This window comes from Knoellia locipacati, assembly GCF_044791685.1.
Taxonomy (GTDB): Bacteria; Actinomycetota; Actinomycetes; order Actinomycetales; family Dermatophilaceae; genus Knoellia; species Knoellia locipacati_A.
Genome location: NZ_CP087730.1, coordinates 3,422,933 through 3,441,405, shown reverse-complemented (window position 1 = coordinate 3,441,405; position 18,473 = coordinate 3,422,933). Strand labels below are relative to the sequence as shown.

Sequence of the window (18,473 nt, the reverse complement as noted above, 5' to 3'; positions counted from 1 at the left end):
TCGGGTGCCGGCTTCGTTCGTCGCGAAGGGGTGGTCAGGGTGCGTCGTAGAGGACGACCTGCTCACTCGCGCTTGCCGGGTTGGCAGAAGGGCTGATGGCGGACACTCCACCGACAACGGCGACGAGAGCGAGGACCACACCGGCGATGATCGAGCCGATGGCTCCGACAGCAGAATTCATGGGCGTGATCGTAACAGACCGGCGGGTAACCTCCGGCGACTTCGTCGCGCGACACCCACCCCCAGGACGAGCAGTGCCGTGATGGTCGTCACCATCCACCCAAGGAGCACCACCCCCGCTCCCCTGCTCTCCCCAGGAGCCCCACGTCCCCTGCCAAGGTCCACCACCAGGAGGGTCGGATCGTCCACCACGACCGTCCCTGACGCCCGGACTGCTCTCGTGTCGACGGGAAGACCGGTGTCCAACTCAGCCGCGATGTAGCGCACGCCGGCGTCATGCAGGGCGGTGACGGGGTCGCCCCCTTCGGCGATCGCCTCCGACACCTCCCTCGCATGGTCCCGTTCTCCCGCCACGACGACCCCGCGCAACGGCAGCGAGTCGTCGAACAGGACCCGTTGGTCGAACATCCGAGGACCCAAGGTGAGGGACACGCGACTCTCGTTCCAGGAGTAGCGGCGGTACTGGCTCCACGGGAGCAACCCGACCTCGCCCTTGGGCAGGTCGGAGAGTCGCTGGGCACCGGCCCGGTAGCCCTCTGGAACCTCGACCGCATCGAGACGGCCGCCGAGGCCCCAGAAGAGCTGCGGGGACAGCAGCACCACGACCCCGACGACACACACCGCCGCAGGGGTGCGCAGCGCGGTCGGCAGCGTCCGGGCCGATCGCGCGACGAGCAGCCCGCAGCCGACGGCGACCGCGACCACCCACGGGCCGAGGAGCTTGTGGCTGTCCCGGAACGCACCTCCCCCGGGGAGGACGGCAAGCAGCTGCTCCCAGGCGGGCCGCGTGGCGTCGACGGCACTGCACAGGACGACCACCAGTCCCAGGACCGCCGGCACGAGGACCACGACGGCTCGGGAGGCCCGAAGGTGGCGTGCCAAGGCACCCACGGAGGCGACGGCCAGGAGCAGGGCGGCCAGCGCAACCATGGGCTGGGCCCGGGGCTCGGGATGGGAAGCGGTGTTCCAGAACCCGCCGCCGCTGATGACCGAGCCGATGACACCGAGCGCCGAGTCCGACCTCGCCGCGAAAGCCTCGACGGCCACACGGTCCGGGCTCACGTCCGAGGCGAGCCCCGGCAGCGCCCAGGCACTTGAGATTCCGACGAGCGTGGCGATCACGGCCGCGAGCGCGACCCGGGACCGGGACTCACCCTTCCGGACACTGGCGAGGAGAAGAACGGGAAGCACACCGATCGCCACGACAAGGACCGCGTTCACCCCGCCCATGCCCGCCAGGACACACGCCAGGAGCAGGGAGCGCGCTCCTCCCGTTCCGCGAACCACCCGCACGGCGGACCGCAGCGCCCACGGCAGGACGGCGAGACCGAGCAGGACGACCCACTGGCCGACGAAGAGTCGCTCGGAGACATAGGGGTTCCAGACGGCCATCACGACACAGGCGAGCCGGCCTGCAAGTCCGGTCGACGGCGCGAGCTCGACCAGTAGGGCGACGCAGCCCAAACCGAGCGCCACGAGGATCGAGCCGAGGATGGCTGCCTGAGCCATTCCCGCGCCCGCCACCCACCCGGCGGCCACGGCGAGCGCATCACTGGGCACGGCTCGGGGCGCCGGCGTGTCCAGACCCAGCACGAAGGGCGTCCAGCGGGGGTCGGGAGACCACGGCATGTCGTAGGCGAGCACCACCCCCGGACCCAGGGCGGGCCCGAGCACCAGCAACGCCTGGAGCGCCGCCACGGCACCCGGCAGACGGCCGCGCAGCGCCTCCCGGGAGGTCACCTCGAGCGCACGGCCTTGGCCGCTCCCGCGGCGTAGGCCACGCCCTCGGCGAGCCGGAGCCCGGCAAGCGCCAAGGCATGCACGGGGTCTCCGACGAGGACCGGGACACCGCGCAGGTAGGCCCGGACGGTCGCAAGGCCCTGAGCGGCGATGGCTCCCGGTTGTGCGTCGTTGTAGGCCGGCAGGGACTGGCCGTAGTAGTACCGCTTCCTGAGGACGTCCCGGACCGTCAGCCGGCCCTCGTCATGCAGGATCGGCGCATCGATGCGCGTCATGGGCGCCTGGATTCGCAGGAGGCGCATCCGCAGGTCCGCGTCCTCCTGACCCGCCACGGTCAGGACGAAGCCGCCCTGCTCCTCGAAGAACTCCCGCCTGATGAGGCGAGGCGCCTCGATCATCTCCTCGCCGACGTAACACCTGCGTTCGAGGGTGCGGCAGGCCGCGAGGAAGCCGTCCCCGACCGTGACCTCGGGGATGAAGACGGCGCTGCTTCCCGTCCGCTCTGCCGCCGACACCGCGTCCTCCACCACCCGTGGAGTGAGGACCATGTCGGCGTCGATCCACAGGATGTAGCGACCGCTCGACCGCTCGACCGCGAGGTTGCGCTGCGCGCTGCGTTCCGGCCCCGCCTGGATGGCGAGGTCCGCGTACCGGGAGGCGATCTCGAACGTGTGGTCGGTGCTGAAGTTGTCCACGACGATCAGCTCGATGTCGGTCAGGCTCTGCGTCCGGATCGACCGCAGACAGCTCTCCACGGTCCGCTCCACGTTCTTGGTCGGCACGATCACCGACACGAGCGGGCTGGTGCTCATCGCGCTCTTCCTCCTGGTCTGCGTGCTCGCAGCGGCAGTGACTCCACCGCGTCGAAGGCCGCCGCCATGGCGGCGGCCTGGGTGGTCATGTCATGACGCTCGAGGACTGTGCGGCGGTTGGCGGCGCCCACGTCCGCTCGCGCCCCATCATCCCGGAGGAAGTGAAGGAGACCTTCGGCCAAGGCCGACGGAGTGTCCTCAACCCGAAGATTGGGTGGCCGTACCGCCTCGTGGTTGGTCCCGCACGCCGTCGTGACGATCGGTATGCCGGCCGCCATCGCCTCGAGGTACGCGAGTCCAAACTGCTCGTTCCACTTCCACGTGGCGCGCGGGGCCGTGACGAAGACGTCCGAGGTGGCGAGCAACTCAGCGATCTCGGCGGGGCTTCGCGTACCGAGGTACCTCACCGCTCCGCCCGTCCGCTGTTCCGCTTCGCGCACCAAGCCCACCAAAGGTCCGGCCCCTGCGACCACGAGCCGCGCCTCCGGCTCGCTCCGCCGGACGAGGTCGAACGCCTGGAGGACGCGATCCACCCCCTTGTTGCCCGCCACGGGTGAGACGAACGCGATCTGCCCACCGACCTTGTGCACGCCGAGCTCCTCGGCAGGGCGGAGTCGGTGGTGATCCACTCCTGGGGCGACGACGTGGATGCGCTCCGCCGGGTAGTCCAGAGCCAGCAGGTGGTCACGGGCCGCCTCGATCGGGCACAGCATGAGGTCGGCCCCGAGGGCCCGCCGCGTGGCCTGGGCGTACGGAGGGATGCGGTAGAGCGGCTGGTGCGACATGTTCTCCCAGGTCACCACGACCTGCCGTATGCCGTGGCGCGCGGCATACGCGGACAGCTGCCCCGTGACCAGAGCGCACAGCTCCAGGCTCGCGACCCACTGGAACGGTCGCGGGTCGACGGAGGACAGGTCGCGCAGCCAGCCGAACGCCCCGGCCTCGACGAAGCGCGAGACCGGGCGACGGAACGAACGGTCGATCCACTCGATCCCACTCTCGGGCGGGTGGGTACGAGGTGACCCGACCTCCGTCACCTCGGTGTTGGGCATGAGCGACAACCAGAAGAGCTCCCTCTTGGGCCGCTGGTCCGGCAGTCGCGCCCAGAGGATCGTGCGTGGGGCGGTGTCGCACCGAGGCCCGTCGTTGGCGTGGCTCACTGTTCGACCCTGCGCGTACCCGGCTCGGGGAGGACCACGGACGCCGCGAGGCACAGGAGCGCCGCGAGGACGACGTAGTGCGGGGCGACGTGCTCGGCGACGAGGTCCGCCGACACTGTCCCGAGCCGATCTGCGTTGCCCGACAGCCACATGACCGACGCCGACGCGACCAGCCCGGCTGCTGCGAGGCCGAAGAACCGAGGGCCGACCCCCCGGCGCACAAGGAAGACGACCACCAAGGCCGGGGCAAGGCCGATCCACCCTCCGAGTGCTGCCCCCAGGACGACGACGGACAGCTGGGCAGCGGCGTCGAGCCTCCGTGCCCTCGCCCTCCACCCGGCTCGCGCTCCAGCCAAGTGGTCACGGCGGCCGTGCGGCACGACTGCTACCGAGAAGGACTCGCCGGTTGCCCGACGGCCAGCCCGGTCGTGCAGGATCACGAGGGCCGCGAGCAGGGCAGCGATGATCGAGATGGCGAGGGCCCCGAGAGCCCACGATCGAGGGCCATAGACGATCTCCAGCGAGTGTGGCCTCGACGAGTCGTCGACGACCCAGCCCATCGCGAAGCCGTCCACCACAGACGGGGCAGGAAGGGGACGGCCGTCCAGAGTGGCCCGCCACCCAGGCGCCATCCCTTGGGCGAGCACGACGGTGTACGGCCCGGCTCCCACGCCTGTCGTGGCGGTGTACCTCGTGGGGGTGAGTCGCACGTCGCCCAAGTCGGGTGGGGCCGCAGTGGCGCGTTGTGCGACGCCGATGGCGTCGCGCAAGGAAAGTCGGTCCACCGACCACGCAGGCGTGCCGCGGATGCGGTGCGGGCCATCCGCCAGCGGCAGACCCGCACCACGACAAGGAGTCCATGTCGTGCTGCTGAGATCGACGAGCGGTGACTCCGGACGCATCAGCACGGGATACCCATCGGCGAGGAGTACTGGGACGCAACCCGCGGCCTCTCCCGTGTCCCGCTCCATCTGCAGACCTGCGAGCTCCACCTCGCTGATCCGGACCACACCGCTGGGCCGGGCAACCGCGTCGATCCGCAACTGCACCTCCCGTCCTTCGGCGGCAGGAAACCGTACGGTCGACTCGCCGGCACGGAGAGGGCCCTGCCCGACCTCCTGTCCGTCGACGAGGACGGTTGCAGCGGTGGCCCAGTTCTCCAGCACGGAGCCCGAGGGCGCCTGCTGGAGCACAGTGAGCGTGTCGAATGTCTGCGCCTCCGCAGTGCTGATGGTCAGACTCTGCCCCGCCTCCGGGGAAGCCGGCACCCATGCCGTGTCGTCCTGACCGTCCAAGGCTTGCGACCCCCGCAACGTGGGCAGGTCGAAGGCCCGGCTGGAGCCTCGGACCGTGACCTCGTCGCTGAAACCCGCCACCGCGTCGAAGTCCGTGTCGTCTGCCTGGAGGGAGGGCTGGATGGTGGCCTGGACGAAGTAGTTCCGGTCCCCAGGCACCGTGAAGTCGCGGTTGAGGCTCGCTTCCTCGTCGTCGGCCGGTCCTGAGAAGCCGTTCTCCCGCGTCAGCAGGATGTCCACGGGCGCCCGCTCGAGAAGGTCTCGCTCGTCGTCGGAAAGTGACTCCCGAAGGTTCTGGACGACGGGGGGCACCGCTGCGACGCGCGTCAGGGGCGGCCCGGCACCGTCGACCTCCGCAATGCCCACTCTCGAGGCACCCTCCCCCGCCACCGCTGTGACACTGACCGTCAGCGAGGTTGCTGGAGCGCCACCCAGCTCGACCCGGGCGACCCCGTCGGCACCGACCACGGCGTCACGACGTACGTCGCCCGCCTGCACAGTCAGTGCCGTGATCCGCCGCGCACCAAAGGCGATGGTCCTCAGGACCACCTCGTCCAGGACCTCGGAGCTTGGGAAAGTGCGTTTCAGCGACTGAAGATCCGACTGGCCGAAACCGCCGAACTGCCAAGAGGTGTGCTCGTTGTCGTCGAAGGCGTTCTCGGGTGAAGCCTGCGCAAAGGGGACGGTCTTGGCGGCCCCGAAGGCGGTGGCCGACCCTCCCTCGACGACGAGAGTCGTCTGCTGGTCCGGACGCCCGACGGCCAGCGTGGACGACACCGTGTCGGCCGCACCGACCAGGGGTCCCTCGTGGGACGTGATGCGTTGCGTGTCATTCGGCGACCGCCGGTTGGTGTCGGTCACCACGACTCGAGCGCCCTCGCGCAGTGCCGCGGCTGCTCGGGAGGGTGACAGCGAGCGAAGCGACGTCATCAACGGCTCGTTGTCCATGAGACCGGCGCCGGCGAGAGCCGGCACGGCGAATGCGTCACCGACAAGCAGGATCGAACCGACCGTGGAGCGTGTGCCGAGCAGTTGCCCCGGGCGGTCGACGGAGTAGAGCCCCAGGGGGGCCAGCGGCTTCCCATCACCGATTGATGGTGCCGCCACCTCAGTCGGGGGACCGAAATCGCGCTCCGCCCGGATACCGGGCGCCGCACCGAGGCGGTCTGCCACCAGCTGTGGTGTCAGGCCCCCTGACTCCTCGTGGGTGAGGTCGCGGCGGGCCAGGACCCGACCCGCGCCCAGGAGACGGGCGTAGGTCGCGATGGTCGCCGGGGCCACGTCCGGGTCCGCAAGCGCCGCGTCGGCGGCGGCGAGGACGTTGGCCGCCTCGGGCGAACCGTTCGGCACCGTCGTACGGACGACGCTCGGCGGCCTGATCAGCGCTCTACCGACATCGTCCGGAGACGCGCTGGCCCAGCGGTAGTTGGCGAGCTTCTCGCCCGGCACCATCCAGATGCGCTGGTCAGCGGGTGCCGACGCGAGCGCTGCAGACGCTTCCCGCCAGTAGGCGGGTACGTCGTAGCGAGCGATGTAGAAGCCGCCGGTGCCCAAGGGGTAGGCCGCCACGACCACCGCGGCAGCCGCGGACACCGCTGCCGTGGCAACCGTCACGGAGGTGCCACGGCGTCGCGGGCGGCGCGTGAGTGAGGGCCACAGCACCGCAAGGCCACTCGAGCCAAGGATCGCGAAGCCCAGCGGCAGCAACGCACCCACCTTGTTGGTCGTCCTGAAAGCGGCCGTGGCCGGAAAGGTCTCGAAGGTCCACGACAACGCACGACCCAAAGGCGCAGATGCGTCGAACGAGCTGGCCATGACCACCACGGCGGTGACGATCATGACCAGCGCTCCCAATCGCAGGGCTCGCGGTGCCCTGGTTCCGACCGCGAGGGCCATCGCGGGCACCATGAAGGAGCACACGACCACGAGCGCGTTGGTGAGGTAACCGGCGAAACCCGGCTGCCAGGGCCCGGCGGCGTCCCCGCCGTAGAGCGGCCAGAGACCCAGACCTCGGATGCCTTCGGCCAGCGAGCTGGGGGCCGCGATGCCTTGGAGCGTCTCCGTCGATGCGAGCACCGTGCTGCCTGAGCCCAGTGCGCCGGCCGTGGGAACCAACCAGTAGAGCGACAGCAGAATCGTCCACGCCCCGCACCACAGCACGGTCGAGCCAACCCGCCGCCAGGTCACCAGACCTGCTGCCCTGGCCATCACGACGACAGCCGGCACCACCAAGAGCTGGAACACCGGCACGACGCCGGCATTCATTCCACTGCCAGCCGCGAACGCGAGGCCGAAAGCGGCCAGCCAGCCCCTCGAACGGTGCTCGACCATGGCCCGCCACAGGAAGAGGGCCATCCACGGCAGGGTCGCCAAGGGTAGAAGGACGGGCAACGTCGCGCCGGCCGTGATGGTGTAGGGGTTCGTGACGAAGAGGGCGGCCGCCACGAGCGGCGTCCACCGCCAGTGCGGCACACCCGGCAGGCGCCGGACGAGAGCGGCCGCGCCCGCAGCCGCGGCGAGCAGGAGGAGCAGGCGCAAGAGCCGCGCCGAGAGCCATGGCTCGGCACCCAAGAGCTGGAGCCCCCAGACGAGCGCGCAGACCGGAGCGAGTCCCACGTTGAAACTGGGCATCCCCATGCCGGGGTTGTCCTGCCACGGCCAGACGTAGTCCCGGAAGGAGGTGCCCGGATTGAGGTAGATCTCCGGCTTGGTGTCAGGCAGCAGGGTCCCGAACGACGGAGCGACGACGGCGACTGCGAGCAGACCCGCCAAGCCGGCGGCCACGATTCCCACGGCATGACCGCGCAGCCAGGGCCGTGGCGTCACTCCGCGTCGAGCCTTCCTCCGGGAACCGATGTCCCACCGTGAAGGTAGGCCCTCTTGAGAACGGCCGAGATCCGGGGGAACTTCGGCAGGGTCCGCCACGCGAGGTTCATCAGGGGCTCCTGACCGTAGATGTGGGCCACCCTTCGCCAGGACACGTCGAATCCGTCCGGTCGCCGCCAGTTCTGCGGTCGGCGCCACGCGTAGACCTTGACGCCGTTGCACCACCGCGGGTCGAAGTCGTGTTCGGCACGGAAGTCATAGAGCAGTTCGTAACCGGGGTGCGCGTCGATGTAGGACTGGGTGGATGAGGCGACCTGCGGCCACGTCGCGTCGTCCACGATGACCAACGCCTCATCCGCGAGCCACTGCTCGGCAACCGCCAGACCGAGGTACTGGGCCAGTCGCGAGTGGGCCCCGTCGTAGAAGTAGACCCCAACCGGGCCGGGCGTCACGCCACGTGGGAGAACGGTGAACGCCTCTCCTCGCAGAAAGCGGACGCGGTCGCGCACGCCCCACTTCTCGAGGGTGTCGAAGACCGTCGCCTGAGCGAGCTCGGGGTCGAACCCGAACTCGCGGAAGTTCTCGACCGCGACGAATCGGTCGTGATCGTGACCGAGCATCGCACCAAGGAGGGAGCGGCCGCGGTAGGTCCCCACCTCGAGGTAGTACTCGTCAGGGCCGAGATGCCTCACGGCCTCGTTGAGCAGGGTGAGTGAGTGGGGCGTGGACATCCCGTCGACGTCGGCGATGATCTTCTCGAAGGCCTCGTCGGGGAGGTCGAGGCTGTAGAAGTCCCCTCCGAAGCGACCAGGGAGGGCCTTCCTGAAGGCGTGCAGATCCACGAACTCTCTCCCACTGTCGGTGCCGGTCGGTCGGGTGTGGGGGCAGCCTACCCGGTGGTAGGAAGAGCGCTTCCTACCTGAGATGATTGCCCGTCCATCACCGACTCGAAGGGGACCGAGATGCCAACCCCCCTCGCCCCGGGGCGGAATGGCCGCTCCGCTGGGGGCTTCCTGCGCTCCGGTGTACCCCTCGCCGCCGCGACGCTGGTGTCGGGAATCCTCAGCTACGGGTTCAACCTCATTCTCACGCGGGCGCTCGGCCCCGAGGGATTCGGAGCCATGGGAGCTCTCCTCGGGGCCGCGGTGATTGGCTCCGTACCCGCCACCGCACTCCAGCTCGAGGTCGCGCGACTGGTCGCGTCGGGCCAGGCAGTGGGTGCACGGTGGCTCGTCGGTCGAGCCGCGCTGTCGGTGTCGGTGGCGTCCCTCGTCTGCGGTCTGGCGCTCGCACCGCTCATCGACCACGTCCTTCGCCTCCACAGCATCTGGGACGCAGTCCTCTTGGCCCTCCTGCTGTTCCCCCAGACGCTCACCGGCGCCCTGACCGGCTTTCTTCTCGGCCACCGTCGGATCGACCTCTTCGCCATGGTCGTCGTCTCCATCGGTGTGACGCGTCTGGCGGCGGCTGTGGTGACCCAGCTCGCCGACGGCGGGATCACGTTCGCTCTGAGCGCGACCGTGGTCAGCGCCGGCGCGTCGATGGCGCTGGGGTTGTGGGCGGTCCGGCGATGCGGGCCTTGGGATGACCGTGCGCCACACCCCGGCGCGCGCAGGTTCGTTGTCGGCCTTTCGCGGGCCGCCGCGGGAGCGGCAGCCCTGATGGTGCTCCTCAACGTTGACCTCCTCGCGGCCCGTGCCGTCCTCGGGGACAACTCGTCGGGTCAGTACGCCTTCCTGACGATCTTCGGTCGCATGACCTTCTGGGGCACGAGCTTCCTCAGCCTGTGGGTCTTTCCTCGTGTTGCCGGGTCGTCCGGGGCCAGACGCGCCATCCGACTCTCCGTGGTCGCCGTCGCAGCCGGGGGCGTGCTCGCGGTGTCCACGGCCTCCATCCTTCGTGACGAACTGGTCGCTCTGCTGGCGGGACCGGCCTATGCGAGCTCGACTCCCTACGTCGGTGCCTTCGCTCTGGCGGGAGCGCTCATCGCGCTCGTCCAGCTCGGGACGTACGTCGACGTGGCCCGAGGCCGCCATGAGCTGACGTTCGCGGCGTGGGCCGGTGCGCTCCTGGTCGCCGGCGCCGTGTTCGTCTCCGGCGCGTCGTCGATCTCTGCCATCATCACCATCGCGAATACCGTTCTCGCGCTGCTCGCGGTTCTGTCGCTCATATCCTTTCGTGGGGCCTCACCGACGGCCGAGCCGAGGACCTCGACGACCATTGTCCCCACGAGCTGACTCCCGTGAGCCGAAGGAAGGGACCTCGGTGGACCTGACGCACTTGCAGCGCAACTGGGACGACCTCGGCCGCGTCGACCCCATGTGGGCGATCCTCGCCGACCCGACGCGCCACGGGAACAGGTGGACGCGCGACGACTTCTTCGCCACAGGAGTCCAGGAGGTCCGCAGGTACCTCGACCTCCTCGACGAGCTCGGTGTCGGTGCACGCAGAGAGGTGGCCGTGGACTTCGGGAGCGGCGCGGGTCGCCTCACGCAGGCCCTGTCGTCGGCCTACGCCAAGGTGGTGGGTCTCGACATCGCCGAGTCAATGACTGCTCTCGCGGTCAGGGAGAACCTCGAGCGCAACCCTCACCGGGAGCGGGCCAGCTTCGTCACCAACTCCGCCGACCATCTCGGGGTGATCGACTCCGACTCGGTTGATCTCGTCCTGAGCATTGTCGTGCTGCAGCACATGAACAATGCGCTGAAGTCCGCCTACCTGCGGGAGTTCGTCCGTGTTCTCCGCCCCCACGGCGTCGCGGTGTTCACCGTGCCGAGTCACGCCGACCGATCACTCACGGGCTGGGTCCGACGGCTGCCCAACCCGGTTCAGAACATCTATCGACGCCACCGCTACGGCTACCGATCCGTCATGGAGTTCCACGCCATGTCCAGAACCGAGGTCGAGGCCGCAGTCGCGGCTGCCGGCGGGGACATCGTCACCGTGCGCGACGACACGATGGCCGGACCCCCATGGATCTCCTACCTGTATGTGGTGACCAAGCCCGGACCCGAAGACCGCAGCGACCGGAAGTAGTCGATCGTCCGCTGGAGGCCGTCGGTCATCGAGTGCTGCGGGGTCCAGCCGAGCTCCCTCGACGCCAGGGTCACGTCAGGCTGACGCACTCGCGGGTCGTCCACGGGAAGGCGGTCGAACGCCACCTTCGAGTCACTCCCGGTGAGCTCGATGATCTTGCGAGCGAGGTCCAGCATCGAGATCTCGTCGGGGTTGCCGATGTTCATCGGTCCGGGGTGGTGCGACATCAGCAGCGCCGTCAGACCAGCGACCTCGTCGTCGACGAAGCAGATGCTGCGCGTCTGGAGACCGTCACCGAACACGGTGAGGTCCTCGCCGGAGAGGGCCTGCGCGATGAAGTTGGGGATGGCGCGACCGTCGTCGGGCCTCATGCGCGGTCCGTAAGTGTTGAAGATCCGGGCGATGGACGCATCCAGTCCATACGTGCTCCGGTATGCCGTGGTGAGGGCCTCGCTGAACCGCTTGGCCTCGTCGTACACCCCGCGCGGGCCGACGGGGTTGACGTTGCCCCAGTAGGACTCCGGCTGAGGGTGGATGCTGGGGTCGCCGTACACCTCCGATGTAGAGGCAAGCAGGAAGCGAGCTCCCTTGTGCACGGCGAGGTCGAGCGCGTGGAAGGTGCCTCGTGAGCCGACCGACAGGGTCTCGATCGGCAGGCGGAGGTAGTCGACGGGCGAGGCTGGCGATGCGAAGTGCAGCACGTAGCCGACCGGACCCGGCACGGTGACGCCGTGGCTGACGTCGGCCCGCATCACCGTGAAGCCAGGACGCCCGAGCAGGTGCTCGATGTTGTCGGGGCTGCCGGTCACGAAGTTGTCGACGCACACGACCTCGTGTCCGAGGTCGAGCAGGCGCTCGCACAGGTGGGAGCCGAGGAAGCCAGCCCCACCGGTGACCACGGCTCGCCGGGGTCGGGCCTCCTCGGAGGTCTGTCCCTCGACGAGGGGGTGGAGTTCGTGTTGGTCAGCCATGGGCGCCAACCCTAGACGCTGGAGAACTCCCCCAACTTCCCTCTGTGACGCGGGTGGCGCGGGTCACCATCCGGAGCGGCGCCGGCCCTCCCTCGCGCGGACGATCGACATCCGGTTGGACCTCTCTCGGACGTGCCATCCCGCTTCGCACACCGCCCTGGCGGGCTCGGTGGTCCGCGCCCCCCAACACCGACTCAGCGTCGGTCGTCGTCGTGGGGTCCGAGGTCGACGCTCGGTCCTGCCGCTGCACCGAGCACGACGCCCACGACGACGGCGAGCATGAGCCCGAACGCCGGGCGCTGGGCAGACGGGATGAGGTCCCACATCGAGACCGTCGTGAGGACGAGCAGCACGAGCCACACCAGTCCCGCGCTCATCGGCGCAGTCCCCGGCGAGGGGCGCCGCCTCCGGGTGATGACGAGGGTGATGGCGACGAAGCCGAAGATGGCCGAGGTGAGCAGCAGCGACGGGCCGAAGGACCGGTCGGCCTCGTAGCGCCACACCGACGCCACCAGGCTCACGACGAGCGTCAGGACTCCGATGGCGACGTTGACCAACCGAGTGATCTGCATGCCTGCTCCGTCCGTCCAACAGCGCCGGCGACGCTGGCGTCGCGGGAGCCGATGTCCGCAGACTACGACCGCACCGCGGCCACGAACCCACGAACGACGAACTCGGTGTGACCGACGCTGGGTCCGACGGGAACCCGGCCGACGCTCACTCGGCGCGGCCACAGCCGAAGCGGGCGCGCCACGCCGAGGCCAACGGCGCCGTCGCCGAGGTCGGCGCGCGGGATCAGTGCGCGGCGTCGTGCCAGCTGCGACCGAGCCCCACACTCACGTCGAGCGGGACGTCCAGCTCGATGGCGTTGCCCATCTCGCGGCGCACCAGCGCCTCGACGTCCTCGCGCTCACCCTTGGCCACCTCGAGGACGAGCTCGTCGTGGACCTGGAGCAGCATCCGCGACTGGGCGCCGGACTCGCGCAGCGCCTTGTCGACGCCCATCATCGCGAGCTTGATGATGTCGGCCGCGGAGCCCTGGATGGGGGCGTTGAGCGCCATCCGCTCGGCCCCCTCACGGCGCTGCCGGTTGTCGCTCGTGAGGTCGGGGAGGTAGCGACGGCGACCCAGCATCGTCGCGGTGTAGCCCGTGGCCCGAGCCTCGGCCACGACCTCGCGGAGGTAGTCGCGGACACCACCGAAGCGCGCGAAGTACTCGTCCATGAGGCCCTGTGCCTCGCCGGTCGAGATGGTCAGCTGCTTGGACAGCCCGAAGGCGGACAGACCGTAGGCGAGGCCGTAGCTCATCGCCTTGACCTTGCTCCGCATCTCGGCGGTGACGTCCTCGGGCTCGACCGAGAACACCCGGGCGCCGACGAAGCGGTGGAGGTCCTCTCCGGTGCGGAACGCCTCGATGAGGCCCTCGTCGCCGGAGAGGTGCGCCATGATCCGCATCTCGATCTGGCTGTAGTCCGCGCTCATGAGGGACTCGTAGCCGTCGCCGACGACGAAGACCTCGCGGATGCGGCGGCCCTCCTCGGTGCGGATCGGCACGTTCTGGAGGTTGGGGTCGGTCGAGCTGAGGCGACCGGTCGCCGCGATCGTCTGGATGTAGGTCGTGTGGATCCGCTGGTCCTCGGCGACCGACTTGATGAGGCCCTCGACCGTGATGCGGAGGCGGGTCGCGTCGCGGTGCCGGAGCAGCGCCTCGAGGAAGGGGTGCTCGGTCTTGGCGAAGAGGTCGGTCAGCGCGTCGGCGTCCGTCGTGTAGCCCGTCTTCGTGCGACGGGTCTTGGGCAGCCCGAGCGTCTCGAAGAGGACCGTCTGGAGCTGCTTGGGCGAGCCGAGGTTGATCTCGTCGCCGCCGATGGCGTCGTAGGCGTCGAGCTGGGCCTCGCGCACCTTGGCGGCGAAGTCGGCCTCGAGCGCGCTCAGGGCATCGGTGTCGACGGCGATGCCGGTGCGCTCCATCGAGGCGAGGATCTCGACGAGCGGCAGCTCGAGGTCGCGCAGCAGCTCGGTGCCGCCGGTGGCCTCGAGCTGCTCGGCCAGGGGCACCGACAGGTCGAGCACCGCCCTTGCACGCACCATGGCGTCCTGCCCGACGACCGTGTCCTCGGTGCCCTCAAGAGACAGCTCGAGCACGCCTTGCGGGTTGCCGTGGTCCTCGGCCTTGAGCTCGCGCCCGAGGTGGCGCACGACGAGGTCGGCGAGGTCGAAGCTGCGCTGGTCGGGCTTGACGAGGTAGGCGGCGAGGGCGGTGTCCATCGCGACTCCGCGCAACGGCATACCCCGCGCCGCGAGCGCGTGCAGCTGGCCCTTGAGGTCGTGGAGGACCTTGGGACGCGACGCGTCCGCGAGCCAGTCGGCGAGCGCCTTCTCTCCCGCTTCGTCGAGCTCGGTCACGTCGATGTATGCCGCGGCGTCACCTGCCGTGGCCAGCCCCACCGCGGTGACGTCGCCGGTCCCGCGACCCCACACGCCGACGACGTGCACGCCCGTCGGGTCGGGTCCGCCGGCGTGCTCGTCGAGCCAGTCCTTGACGTCGGCGGCGGTCAGGACGGAGGCGTCGAGGTCGAAGCCGCCCTCGGCCTCGTCGGGTGCGGCGTCGAAGGTCTCGAAGAGCCGCTCGCGCAGCACGCGGAACTCGAGGCCGTCGAAGACCTGGTGGACCTCCTCGCGGTCCCACGAGGCCCGCTCGAGGTCGGCGATCGTCACGGGCAGGCTCAGGTCGCGGACGAGCTGGTTGAGCCGACGGTTGCGCAGCACGCCGCCGAGGTGCTCGCGCAGCGACTCCCCCGCCTTGCCCTTGATCTCGTCGGCGTGGGCGACGACGCCGGCGAGGTCGCCGTAGAGACCGAGCCACTTGGCCGCGGTCTTGGGCCCGACCCCGGGGACACCGGGCAGGTTGTCACTCGTCTCGCCGACGAGGGCAGCAAGGTCGCTGTAGCGCTCGGGCGGCACGAGGTACTTCTCCTCCACCGCCTTGGGGTCCATCCGCCACACGTCGGAGACGCCGCGCACGGGATAGATGAGCGAGACCCTGTCGGTGACGAGCTGGAAGGCGTCGCGGTCGCCGGTGCAGATGACGACCTCCATGCCCTCGGCCTCGGCCATGGTCGTCAGCGTGGCGATGACGTCGTCGGCCTCGAAGCCGTCGACCTGGACGTGCTTGATGCGCAGCGCGTCGAGCACCTCACGCACGAGCGCGACCTGCCCCTGGAACTCGCTCGGCGTGGCGGATCGGGTCGCCTTGTAGTCGGCGTACTCCTCCGAGCGGAAGGTCTGTCGCGAGACGTCGAAGGCCACGGCCACGTGGGTGGGGGCCTCGTCACGCAGCACGTTGATGAGCATCGAGGTGAAGCCGTAGACGCCGTTGGTGTGCTGACCGGTGCTCGTCGAGAAGTTCTCCACCGGCAACGCGAAGAACGCGCGGTAGGCAAGGGAATGACCGTCGAGGAGAAGGAGGCGACTCACGCATGGCAGCCTATGTCCAGCCCCCGACAGCAGAGAAGGCGACCACATGAGCAGCGCACCGCAGGACGTCATGTCCCTCGTCGAGCAGTTGGAGTCGCTCAACCCGAACTCGCTCAACCACCGCATGGGGATCGAGATCACCGAGGCATCCCCCGAGCGCGTCGTCGCGACGATGCCGGTCGAGGGCAACACCCAGCCCTACGGACTCCTGCACGGCGGCGCGTCGGTGGTGCTGGCCGAGAGCCTCGGGTCCATCGGCTCGGCGATCCACGCGGGACCGAACCGGATCGTCGTCGGCACCGACATCAACGCGACGCACCACCGCGCAGCGCGTGGTGGCCTCGTGACCGGCGTGGCCACCCCGATCTCGCTGGGCAACACGCTCTGTTCGTGGGAGGTCGTCGTCACCGACGAGGACGGTCGCCGGGTCTGCACGTCGCGCATCACCTGCCTCGTGCGCGAGGCGCCCCCCGGCGCCTGACCCCTTTCAGCTGGCGCGCGAAACCGCCCGCAGCGAACGACGGCGACGGATGAGCTGGTCCACGGCCGACCCCACGCCGCCGCTCGGCGAGAGCCGCCGCCGCAGGGCGCTGGTGCCCACGACGCGGCGGACGATGACCGAGGAGAAGCCGAGCCGGGCGAAGAAGCGGTGTGCCTCACGGCTCTGCGTGGGGACGTTGCTCACGATGACGTCGGATCCGGAGCGCTCGGCGAGGCCGACGACGGCACAGAGCAGCGACCGGGCGACGCCGTGACGGCGCACCGCAGGGTCGACGTAGAGCTGCTCGACGGCGATCTCCGGGTCGGGGCTCAGCCCGAACGGGTTCTCCGAGGTCATGACGTAGCCGACCGGCCGGCCGTCGATCCGCGCGACATGGGCCCAGACGTCGGGCCGGGCGAGCGCGGCGGCGAACCTGCCGTCGTTGGCGAAGCGCGTGGCCACCTCGAGCGGCACACCGGAGTCGACCTTGGCCGCCAACCACAGACCGACGAGGTCCTCGATGTCGTCCTTGGGCACGGCAGAGACCTCGACCATGTTGCGCGGCACCGGCGCCTCCTCGACCTCACAGCCCCCTGCGCGGTTGACATGCTGACATTACGGGGCGGTCGCACCTCGCGGAAGCCCTCCGCACAGATTGTTCTGCCGAAACGTAGAGTTCGCGCCGTGGATCCCTCGTTTCCCGGCCTCGGCACGGTCATCAACATCGTCACGGTCGTCGTCGGTGCCCTCGCCGGGATGGCCATCGGTCACCGCTTCCCCGACCGCACCCGATCGGTCGTCACCGACTGCCTGGGGCTGACCACCCTGCTCATGGCCGGCCTGTCTGCGGTGAGCGTCACCGACCGCGTCCTCTCGGACGCGACCGGCTCCGGCGCACCCGTGCTCATCGTCCTGGGGTCGCTGCTCATCGGCTCGATCATCGGGTCGCTCCTCCGGATCGGTGACCGGCTCGAGTCCCTGGCCGGGACCATCGAGGCCTGGTTCGCCCGTCGCTCCCCCGCCCTCGCCGACACCGACGACGACGCGCAGGGCACGAGCGCCCGCGAGAAGTTCATCGAGGGCTGGCTCAGCGCCTCCCTGCTCTTCTGCGTCGGCCCGCTCACGATCCTCGGCTCCCTCTCCGACGGCCTCGGCCGTGGGATCGACCAGCTGCTCCTCAAGTCGGTCCTCGACGGCTTCGCAGCCCTGGCGTTCGCGTCGACCTTCGGTGTCGGGGTGCTGCTGTCGGCCGGGTCGGTCGCCGTCGTCCAGGGAGCCCTGACCGTCGTCGGCGTCCTGCTCGGCTCGGTCCTCCCGGAGCCGCACATCCTCGCGCTCACCGCGACGGGCGGGCTCATGCTGGCCGGTATCGGCCTGCGCCTGCTCCGGGTCAAGGACGTGCCCGTCGCGGACATGCTTCCGGCCCTCGTCGTCGCTCCCCTGCTCACCCAGGTCGTCATCGCGCTGAGGTGAGTTCGTCCCGTATGCCGACCGGCCGGCATACGGGATCGTCGTCACGGCACGTGGGGCCCCTTCAGGAGCCGGACGTCTCCGCCAGGCCGCGCCGGGTGCGACGCAACGCACCCGGCGCCAGGACGGTCATGACGATCGCGGTCACCGCCATGAAGCCCGGGCCGCGGCGACCGCTCCCGGAGAACAACGTGTCCACCACGTCGAGTGCGCCGAGGGTGTAGACGATGGCCAGGAGCGGGCTGCTGACGATCATCGTGAGGGCGAGGATCCAGCCGGTGCGGTACTTGTCGCGCACCGAGGTCCGGCGCAGGGCGAGCCGGGCGAACATCGTGAGGATGCCGGCCCAGAAGACGACCCATCCGACGACCTCGAGCCACCGGACCCACGACACGGGTCAGGCCTTCTCCATGCCCGCGACGACGGCGTCGGCGACCTCACGCATGCCCATGCGGCGGTCCATCGCCGTCTTCTGGATCCACCGGAACGCCTCGGACTCGGTGATCTTGAGCTTGGTCATGAGCACGCCCTTGGCCCGGTCGACGGCCTTGCGGGTCTCGAGGCGCTCACCGAGGTCGGCGACCTCGCTCTCGAGCTCCTTGAGCTCGCCCCAGCGGGACAGCGCGATGTCGATGGCCGGTACGACGTCAGTCGCCGTGAACGGCTTGACGATGTAGGCCATGACACCGGCGTCGCGGGCGCGCTCGACGAGCTCGGTCTGGCTGAACGCGGTGAGCATGACGACGGGGCAGATCCGCTCCTTGCCGATCTGCTCGGCGGCCGAGATCCCGTCGAGGACGGGCATCTTGACGTCCATGATGACGAGGTCGGGGCGGAGCTCGGTGGCGAGCTCGACGGCCTGCTCACCGTTGCTCGCCTGACCCACGACGTCGTAGCCGGCCTCCCCGAGCATCTCGGCGAGGTCGATCCGGATGATCGCCTCGTCCTCGGCCACGAGGATGCGCTTGGCAGGGGCAGGGGCTGGGCTGTCGCTGGTCGTGTCGCTCACGAGAGCAGCCTAGGGG

At 69.8% G+C, this 18,473-nt stretch carries 16 protein-coding genes; 4 read left to right on the top strand and 12 right to left on the bottom strand.

Annotated features, from left to right (window positions below):
* Positions 1-34: 34 nt before the first annotated feature.
* The 6 genes from LL946_RS16160 to LL946_RS16135 are packed head-to-tail and all read right to left on the bottom strand — an operon-like array spanning position 35 to position 8,855.
* Positions 35-181, bottom strand: a complete 147-nt coding sequence (locus LL946_RS16160) for a DUF2613 family protein (protein ID WP_404382441.1) — start codon at positions 179-181, stop codon at positions 35-37.
* Complete coding sequence (locus LL946_RS16155; protein ID WP_404382439.1) at positions 178-1,920, bottom strand: hypothetical protein; 1,743 nt, start codon at positions 1,918-1,920, stop codon at positions 178-180. Before LL946_RS16155 ends, LL946_RS16160 begins: the two co-directional genes overlap by 4 nt.
* Positions 1,917-2,732, bottom strand: a complete 816-nt coding sequence (locus tag LL946_RS16150) for a glycosyltransferase family 2 protein (protein WP_404382437.1) — start codon at positions 2,730-2,732, stop codon at positions 1,917-1,919. Before LL946_RS16150 ends, LL946_RS16155 begins: the two co-directional genes overlap by 4 nt.
* Positions 2,729-3,892, bottom strand: a complete 1,164-nt coding sequence (locus tag LL946_RS16145; RefSeq protein ID WP_404382435.1) for a glycosyltransferase family 4 protein — start codon at positions 3,890-3,892, stop codon at positions 2,729-2,731. Before LL946_RS16145 ends, LL946_RS16150 begins: the two co-directional genes overlap by 4 nt.
* On the bottom strand, positions 3,889-7,971 hold the full coding sequence (locus LL946_RS16140; RefSeq protein ID WP_404382433.1) for an alpha-(1->3)-arabinofuranosyltransferase family protein: 4,083 nt from the start codon (positions 7,969-7,971) through the stop codon (positions 3,889-3,891). Before LL946_RS16140 ends, LL946_RS16145 begins: the two co-directional genes overlap by 4 nt.
* A 38-nt stretch (positions 7,972-8,009) precedes the next feature.
* Positions 8,010-8,855 carry a class I SAM-dependent methyltransferase gene (locus LL946_RS16135; RefSeq protein WP_404382431.1) on the bottom strand — a complete coding sequence of 282 codons (846 nt, stop codon included), beginning with the start codon at positions 8,853-8,855 and terminating at the stop codon, positions 8,010-8,012.
* A 120-nt stretch (positions 8,856-8,975) separates the two neighbouring features.
* Here LL946_RS16135 and LL946_RS16130 point away from each other — a divergent pair, with 120 nt between their 5' ends.
* Positions 8,976-10,250 carry a lipopolysaccharide biosynthesis protein gene (locus LL946_RS16130; protein ID WP_404382429.1) on the top strand — a complete coding sequence of 425 codons (1,275 nt, stop codon included), beginning with the start codon at positions 8,976-8,978 and terminating at the stop codon, positions 10,248-10,250.
* Between the two features lie 28 nt (positions 10,251-10,278).
* Positions 10,279-11,049, top strand: a complete 771-nt coding sequence (locus tag LL946_RS16125; protein ID WP_404382427.1) for a class I SAM-dependent methyltransferase — start codon at positions 10,279-10,281, stop codon at positions 11,047-11,049.
* Here the strand turns inward: LL946_RS16125 and LL946_RS16120 are convergent.
* From LL946_RS16120 to polA, 3 genes are all read right to left on the bottom strand, one after another.
* Positions 10,995-12,020, bottom strand: a complete 1,026-nt coding sequence (locus LL946_RS16120; protein ID WP_404382425.1) for a UDP-glucuronic acid decarboxylase family protein — start codon at positions 12,018-12,020, stop codon at positions 10,995-10,997. The two genes, LL946_RS16125 and LL946_RS16120, sit on opposite strands and share 55 nt — an antisense overlap.
* Before the next feature lie 194 nt (positions 12,021-12,214).
* Complete coding sequence (locus LL946_RS16115; protein WP_404382423.1) at positions 12,215-12,592, bottom strand: hypothetical protein; 378 nt, start codon at positions 12,590-12,592, stop codon at positions 12,215-12,217.
* Positions 12,593-12,815: 223 nt separating this feature from the next.
* Entirely contained in the window at positions 12,816-15,497 is a 2,682-nt protein-coding gene (gene polA / locus LL946_RS16110; RefSeq protein WP_404382421.1) for a DNA polymerase I, read from the bottom strand.
* Positions 15,498-15,567: 70 nt separating this feature from the next.
* On the opposite strand from polA, the gene LL946_RS16105 reads away from it, so the two are divergent.
* Entirely contained in the window at positions 15,568-15,978 is a 411-nt protein-coding gene (locus LL946_RS16105; RefSeq protein ID WP_404386933.1) for a PaaI family thioesterase, read from the top strand.
* A 6-nt stretch (positions 15,979-15,984) separates the two neighbouring features.
* Here LL946_RS16105 and LL946_RS16100 read toward each other — a convergent pair whose 3' ends face one another.
* Positions 15,985-16,545, bottom strand: a complete 561-nt coding sequence (locus LL946_RS16100; protein WP_404382419.1) for a GNAT family N-acetyltransferase — start codon at positions 16,543-16,545, stop codon at positions 15,985-15,987.
* Positions 16,546-16,662: 117 nt separating this feature from the next.
* On the opposite strand from LL946_RS16100, the gene LL946_RS16095 reads away from it, so the two are divergent.
* Entirely contained in the window at positions 16,663-17,451 is a 789-nt protein-coding gene (locus LL946_RS16095) for a DUF554 domain-containing protein (RefSeq protein ID WP_404382417.1), read from the top strand.
* Between the two features lie 61 nt (positions 17,452-17,512).
* Here the strand turns inward: LL946_RS16095 and LL946_RS16090 are convergent, their stop codons facing one another.
* Positions 17,513-17,842 carry a hypothetical protein gene (locus LL946_RS16090; protein WP_404382416.1) on the bottom strand — a complete coding sequence of 110 codons (330 nt, stop codon included), beginning with the start codon at positions 17,840-17,842 and terminating at the stop codon, positions 17,513-17,515.
* 3 nt (positions 17,843-17,845) lie between these two features.
* On the bottom strand, positions 17,846-18,457 hold the full coding sequence (locus LL946_RS16085; RefSeq protein ID WP_404382414.1) for an ANTAR domain-containing response regulator: 612 nt from the start codon (positions 18,455-18,457) through the stop codon (positions 17,846-17,848).
* Between the last annotated feature and the right edge of the window lie 16 nt (positions 18,458-18,473).

Bases quoted from the DNA above. Each gene is read 5' to 3' on its own strand.
- LL946_RS16115 (WP_404382423.1), bottom strand. From the start codon at position 12,592: ATGCAGATCACTCGGTTGGTCAACGTCGCCATCGGAGTCCTGACGCTC.
- LL946_RS16160 (WP_404382441.1), bottom strand. From the start codon at position 181: ATGAATTCTGCTGTCGGAGCCATCGGCTCGATCATCGCCGGTGTGGTC.
- LL946_RS16150 (WP_404382437.1), bottom strand. From the start codon at position 2,732: ATGAGCACCAGCCCGCTCGTGTCGGTGATCGTGCCGACCAAGAACGTG.
- LL946_RS16120 (WP_404382425.1), bottom strand. From the start codon at position 12,020: ATGGCTGACCAACACGAACTCCACCCCCTCGTCGAGGGACAGACCTCC.
- LL946_RS16130 (WP_404382429.1), top strand. From the start codon at position 8,976: ATGCCAACCCCCCTCGCCCCGGGGCGGAATGGCCGCTCCGCTGGGGGC.
- LL946_RS16105 (WP_404386933.1), top strand. From the start codon at position 15,568: ATGTCCCTCGTCGAGCAGTTGGAGTCGCTCAACCCGAACTCGCTCAAC.